The 5,043-nt window shown below is 47.7% G+C and carries 4 protein-coding genes and 1 pseudogene; all 5 read right to left on the bottom strand.

All coding sequences use genetic code 11. The features are described from left to right. Positions 1–211, bottom strand: a pseudogene (locus WBV27_RS05240) (hypothetical protein); the annotation flags it as partial. A 309-nt stretch (positions 212–520) separates the two neighbouring features. Continuing rightward, complete coding sequence (locus WBV27_RS05235) at positions 521–2,329, bottom strand: DUF4153 domain-containing protein (protein ID WP_424200063.1); 1,809 nt, start codon at positions 2,327–2,329, stop codon at positions 521–523. A 44-nt stretch (positions 2,330–2,373) separates the two neighbouring features. After that, positions 2,374–3,204 carry an ABC transporter permease gene (locus WBV27_RS05230; protein WP_424200061.1) on the bottom strand — a complete coding sequence of 277 codons (831 nt, stop codon included), beginning with the start codon at positions 3,202–3,204 and terminating at the stop codon, positions 2,374–2,376. Then, entirely contained in the window at positions 3,201–4,130 is a 930-nt protein-coding gene (locus tag WBV27_RS05225) for an ATP-binding cassette domain-containing protein (protein WP_424200059.1), read from the bottom strand. The genes WBV27_RS05230 and WBV27_RS05225 overlap by 4 nt, the downstream gene beginning before the upstream one ends. Positions 4,131–4,324: 194 nt before the next feature. After that, a partial coding sequence (locus tag WBV27_RS05220) for a lactate/malate family dehydrogenase (RefSeq protein ID WP_424200057.1) occupies positions 4,325–5,043 on the bottom strand: 719 nt, incomplete at its 5' end.

Below are 5,043 nucleotides of genomic sequence, written 5' to 3'. Positions count from 1 at the left end.
TGTCTTCCAAATATTCCTGCAACCCTTTGGTGATTTCCGGCGCAGTCCTGAATTCCATGTCCGCCACCGTAAGCGGCACCACATCATCCGCTACATCCGGCATCCATTGATACATCTGTTGCCACTTCACGGAACCTTTGTCTTTTCTGCTGATGACCGATTCGAAATCATATATTTTTTTGTTTCCTTCAATCTCCATCCCATACACCATATTATCTCTCCCTTCCCACTTGTGTAAGATTAAGTCACACAAGAGTCGGATCAGCACCTCGTTTCAGGATGCAATTCAATTATTAAACTAACTATAAGGTGATTTTTTGCCATTGTCTACTTTCCCATAACAAACTAGGTCACAAAACCTCACATATCATTAAAACTCATTCCCAAACCACTATCCAATCACCGTCTCTCCGCGTCATCATTCCTCACATGGCCTTTCACTAAAAGAAACCAAAAAAAGCCCCGATTACGCCATATTCGCGCATTCGGGACTCTGAAAGCATTCTTGCTGGCCTCTTATTTACTTGAATTCAATGAAGAGGTAGAGATCGCCACCGGTGAAATCCGATGTGCGTTCCAAGGAATTGACCAAAATATTCATTCTGATCTGGTCATTTTCGATGGTTATCGTCGCATCCTCGACCGTCAGGTTCCCTTTATCGAAGCCTGAAGTTGCGGCCTGCTCGAAAATGGTATCGTACAATTCGCGGGTATTGTAGGAGATCAGTTCCACACCTGCCGCATCCTTCACAACCAAGATGTAGTACTCGTCATCCAACCTTTTTTCCAATTGGTATGGTTGTCCATTCGCTTCAAAATCGGTAGTTTCGACGGGGCTCGTTTCGACTTCAGAATAGTAAAGATACTGATGGATCATGACATCAAAGTCTGCAATTCCGACGACGGGATCGGCATCCCAATTCAGATAGACAAATTCACCTTCACCTTGAGGGTACTCCGTTTCGGAGTAGGTCATGTCGAATCCGTAGGTATCGCTGAAATCACTGTAGACATTGAAGTCGCTCGGCAGGTAGGCCACCTCTTTATTGTAGCCCATGTTGTCGATGTAGGAAGCCACCTTGGTGATGACAATCTTATCGCTGAGGGAAACATCACTTTTCGGAACGATGGCGTTGTCCACCAACATATCATTTTCCATTAGTTTCTGTTCCAAAAAGCCAATCTGGTTGTTCTTGCTGACCGTAAAGGCATCGATTGGCGGGATGATGGAAATCGCCGACAGCGCAAGCAAGGCGATGGCGATCAGACCATTATGTTTCGGTTTCATGAAGCTGAAGATCACCCCGGCTATCGTCGCGAAGATGCCGAACAGGATGACATAGTAGCGGCCATGCGTGACGCCCATCTCCCTGATTTTCAGGAAGGAGGCGATGGTCTGGAAGACAACAATCGGGATCAGGACCTTAGGGAAAATCTTGCGGAACAGCTCGGCAAATTTATTTTCGAGATTGCAGGCAAGGATGTAGACGATGATGACGATGATCGCATAGGAAACAAGCAGCGGCTCCAAAAGATTGTCTGTCCAGAATTCCCCTCTGATGTTCATGACGACATAGACCACAAGGATCAACGTATAGATGGCCGTCAACGGGATGATGATGTAGGAAATCAGGATTTCCAGGAAGCGCGGCACCATAAATTGGCGGTCGAGCGTTTCCCCGCGCTTCGCCCATGCCTCATCCGGTATCAATTCTTCGCGTTTGCCCGGATACAGCGGCGTCATCGACAAGAAATAGATTGGCGCGAACAAGGAACCTACGATATTCATAAGATGCGTGAGGATTTTGAAATCGATGTTGAAGAGCAGATAATCAGTGGCATAGAAAATGGCGCTGATTCCGCCTGTCAACACTGCTGAAAAAAGCACGGTAGTGAAGAATGCCTTCAACGCCGAAAGGAAGCTCCGATGGAACGGAACCTTCACGCTATTTATCGAAGGAATCCAAATGAAGGCGATCATAAGGGCAAAAAGCGCTACGCCGGTCTTGACGTTGATGGCTATGTTGTACAGCGTCTGCGGCCCGACCGCGAAAAAGTAGCCTGTCGCAAGCAGCACTGCTCCGCCCATCAGCAGATAGCGGGCATTCAGTTGCGTAAAGAAGCGTTCATAAACCATTTGGCCTACGATGCTCAGCATGGCTCCCACCAAAAAAGTGAACAGATAGCGGGCATAATCCTCGCGCGGATTTTCGATCATGAAGCTGTTCAACACTGCGACCGCGATCAAAAAAAGTACGGTCAGTGGATAACGACTGATGGAACGCCCCATTCCTTTGTAGGCCTTCCGTAAAGAGTCTTTGAATTTCATTTTTGCCACTCCTCTCTTACAATGTGGTCGATGCGAAAATAATGCTATTCAACCTTCTCTGCTTTCCTTCTTTTCTTTCGCTTATGCGTAAAATCGGCCCGCTGGAACGTAACTGTAGCCATAGCGAGGAAGACGATGCCACATCCGAATACGGCAAGGCCGCTCATCCATGGCTTGAATATGAATCCATTGAAATTCAACGCCAATCCATTTCTGACCATTTCAGCATCCGTTCCGTTGTTTTCCAAGACAATAGCCCGAAAAAACATGGTCGTATAGGTCATAGGATTCGCATAAGACAGGTACTCCAAAAGCGTCGGAAAAAGGCTCACAGGAACATACGCACCGGATAAAAAAACCAACGGAAGAACTACCGCTTGGCCAACGATTTGGTAGGTTTGCGCGTCCCGAACGATGGTGGCAACCCAAAGACCCAAGGCAGAATAGACCATCCCTACCAAGAACATCGACAGGAAGACCAACACAATCGTGTGCGGCTTTTCAAATCCTAAGCCGGTGAACATCCCGATCACAAAAATACTGAATCCTTGCATCGTCGCAATCAGGGCGCCCGCCAACAACTGTCCGAACGCTACCTGGAAACGATTGATGGGGCTGACCAGTATTTCCTTCATATAACCTGAACCGATATCCTCAATCGTAGTGGCCGCGATATTCAACGATGTTTGAAATACGGTGGCGATAGTCACACCGGCGATAACATGATTGACAGAATTTTCTTGCAGCTGATTTTGAAAGAGGGAAGACAATACATAGATGAACGCGAAAGGCGTAAGAAAAGTAATCAGCAAGCGGATGCGGTTGCGCATAAAGTTACGCAGATTGCGCAAGCATAATGTCCAGATGGCTCTCACCCCGCATCACCACCCTCACGGATTTTTTTGCCTGTAATTTCAAGAAAAACGTCGTTCAGGCTCCCTTTCGTAACCTCCAAATCCAGAACATCCTCCTTCAATGAGTGGATTGCCTCAATAAATCTTTCCATGTCGTCCACCTCAAGATGCAAGTATCCACCTTTCTTTTCATAACGGAACTCCTGCTGCAATAAATAGATTTCGGCTTTTCGGGAATCCTTCATCTTCAATACAGCACGCGTTTTGGTATACCGATTTTTCAAAGCTTGTGGGGTATCGTTGACGATGATTTTTCCGTCGTCCATGATAGCTACTCGATCGCACACTTCCGCTTCTTCAATATAATGCGTGGTTAAGAAAATCGTTATATTTTTCTCCTTCTGCAGCTTCATGATATACTCCCACATGCGATTTCGAGTCTGCGGATCAAGGCCCGTCGTCGGTTCGTCCAAAAAAAGAACTTTCGGATAATGAACAAGCGCGCGTACAATCTCAACCCGACGCTTCATCCCGCCGGAAAGGGTAGAGACGAGACTGTTCCGCCATTCCAACAAATCAACAAGATCCAGCAATATTCCGATTCGTTCCCCTATCTCATTCCTCGGCACCCCATAAAGGATGCAGTGAGCAACCAGATTTTCCTGTACAGTCATCTGTTGATCCAGTGTCGGTTCCTGAAAAACGATGCCGATTGCTTTGCGGACTTTTTTCTGTTGCTTAGAGACATCTTCTCCATCAATCAAAAGTACTCCCGAGGTTTTATCGATCATCGTACACAAGGCGTTGATCGTGGTGCTCTTGCCTGCACCGTTCGGACCCAGAAAAGCAAAACTGCTGCCCTCTTCCACCTCGAAAGAAACATCCTCCACTGCAAGATAATCCCCATAATATTTCGAAAAATTTTTCACATTGATTATGGCTGCCATCTCTATGCCTGCCTTCCCAACAAAATAAGGTGAGCGCATCCAACATTAGAACTGTTGCTGACAAAACGAAACGTCTACACCATAATTATGGATATCCATGCGCACCTTTGTCAAATTTTGCGATGCCTTTAAGGGTGTCGCAGCAAAAAATCCGCAACTCAAAAAGAGCACAGCTTTCCACTATTCCCTCCTTCTTATTCTTTGAATGGACCTGTCTTCGCATCCTTCATCGCCAATTGGATGTAATCGATGGAAGCGTTGAGTTTGGCGGTTTCCCACTCATTCAAAGCGACCCCGAATTGTTTTTCTACACCGTTCCGGCCGATCAGGCAAGGCATGCTCAAGGCCACATCGCCGTCATGACCGTACTGTCCGCGCAGAATCGTGCAGACGGGGTGGACGCTCTTTTCATCCAACAGGACCGCTTGCGCCAAGGTGATGGCGGATTGCGCAACCCCGGCATTCGTCCAACCTTTCCCATTCAGCACATCATAGGCCGACTTCACGACCGCTGCCCCGATCGCTTCAGGATCCAACGTCTCCACTTCGGGGAAATAAGTTCCGAACTCATCATAGCGGATGCCGTTTATGGCCAAACGGCTCACCACCGGGAAGGCGGTAAATCCGTGCTCGCCCATCATATAGCCGGTCACGCTCTTAGGGTCGACACCATAACGTTGCGAAATCACTTTCCGCAGACGGGCCGAGTCTAGCATCGTTCCGGTCCCGAAGATCCGCCCTTCCGGGTAATCGAATTCGCTGGCCGCGATATAAGTCACCGTGTCTAATGGATTCGTGATCAGAATGATGATGGCCTCTTTTGTATATTTGGTGATTCCCGCCATCACTTCCCGGATGACCGCCGCATTTTTCCCGGTCAAGGAAGCGCGATCCGGGATGGCGTTCGGATTAT

This window comes from Trichococcus sp. (assembly GCF_049589555.1).
Classification (GTDB): domain Bacteria; phylum Bacillota; class Bacilli; order Lactobacillales; family Aerococcaceae; genus Trichococcus.
Note: the sequence above shows the minus strand (reverse complement) of the source record. Positions and strands in the feature narration are given on the sequence as shown.

Bases quoted from the DNA above. Each gene is read 5' to 3' on its own strand.
- WBV27_RS05235 (WP_424200063.1), bottom strand. From the start codon at position 2,329: ATGAAATTCAAAGACTCTTTACGGAAGGCCTACAAAGGAATGGGGCGT.
- WBV27_RS05225 (WP_424200059.1), bottom strand. From the start codon at position 4,130: ATGGCAGCCATAATCAATGTGAAAAATTTTTCGAAATATTATGGGGAT.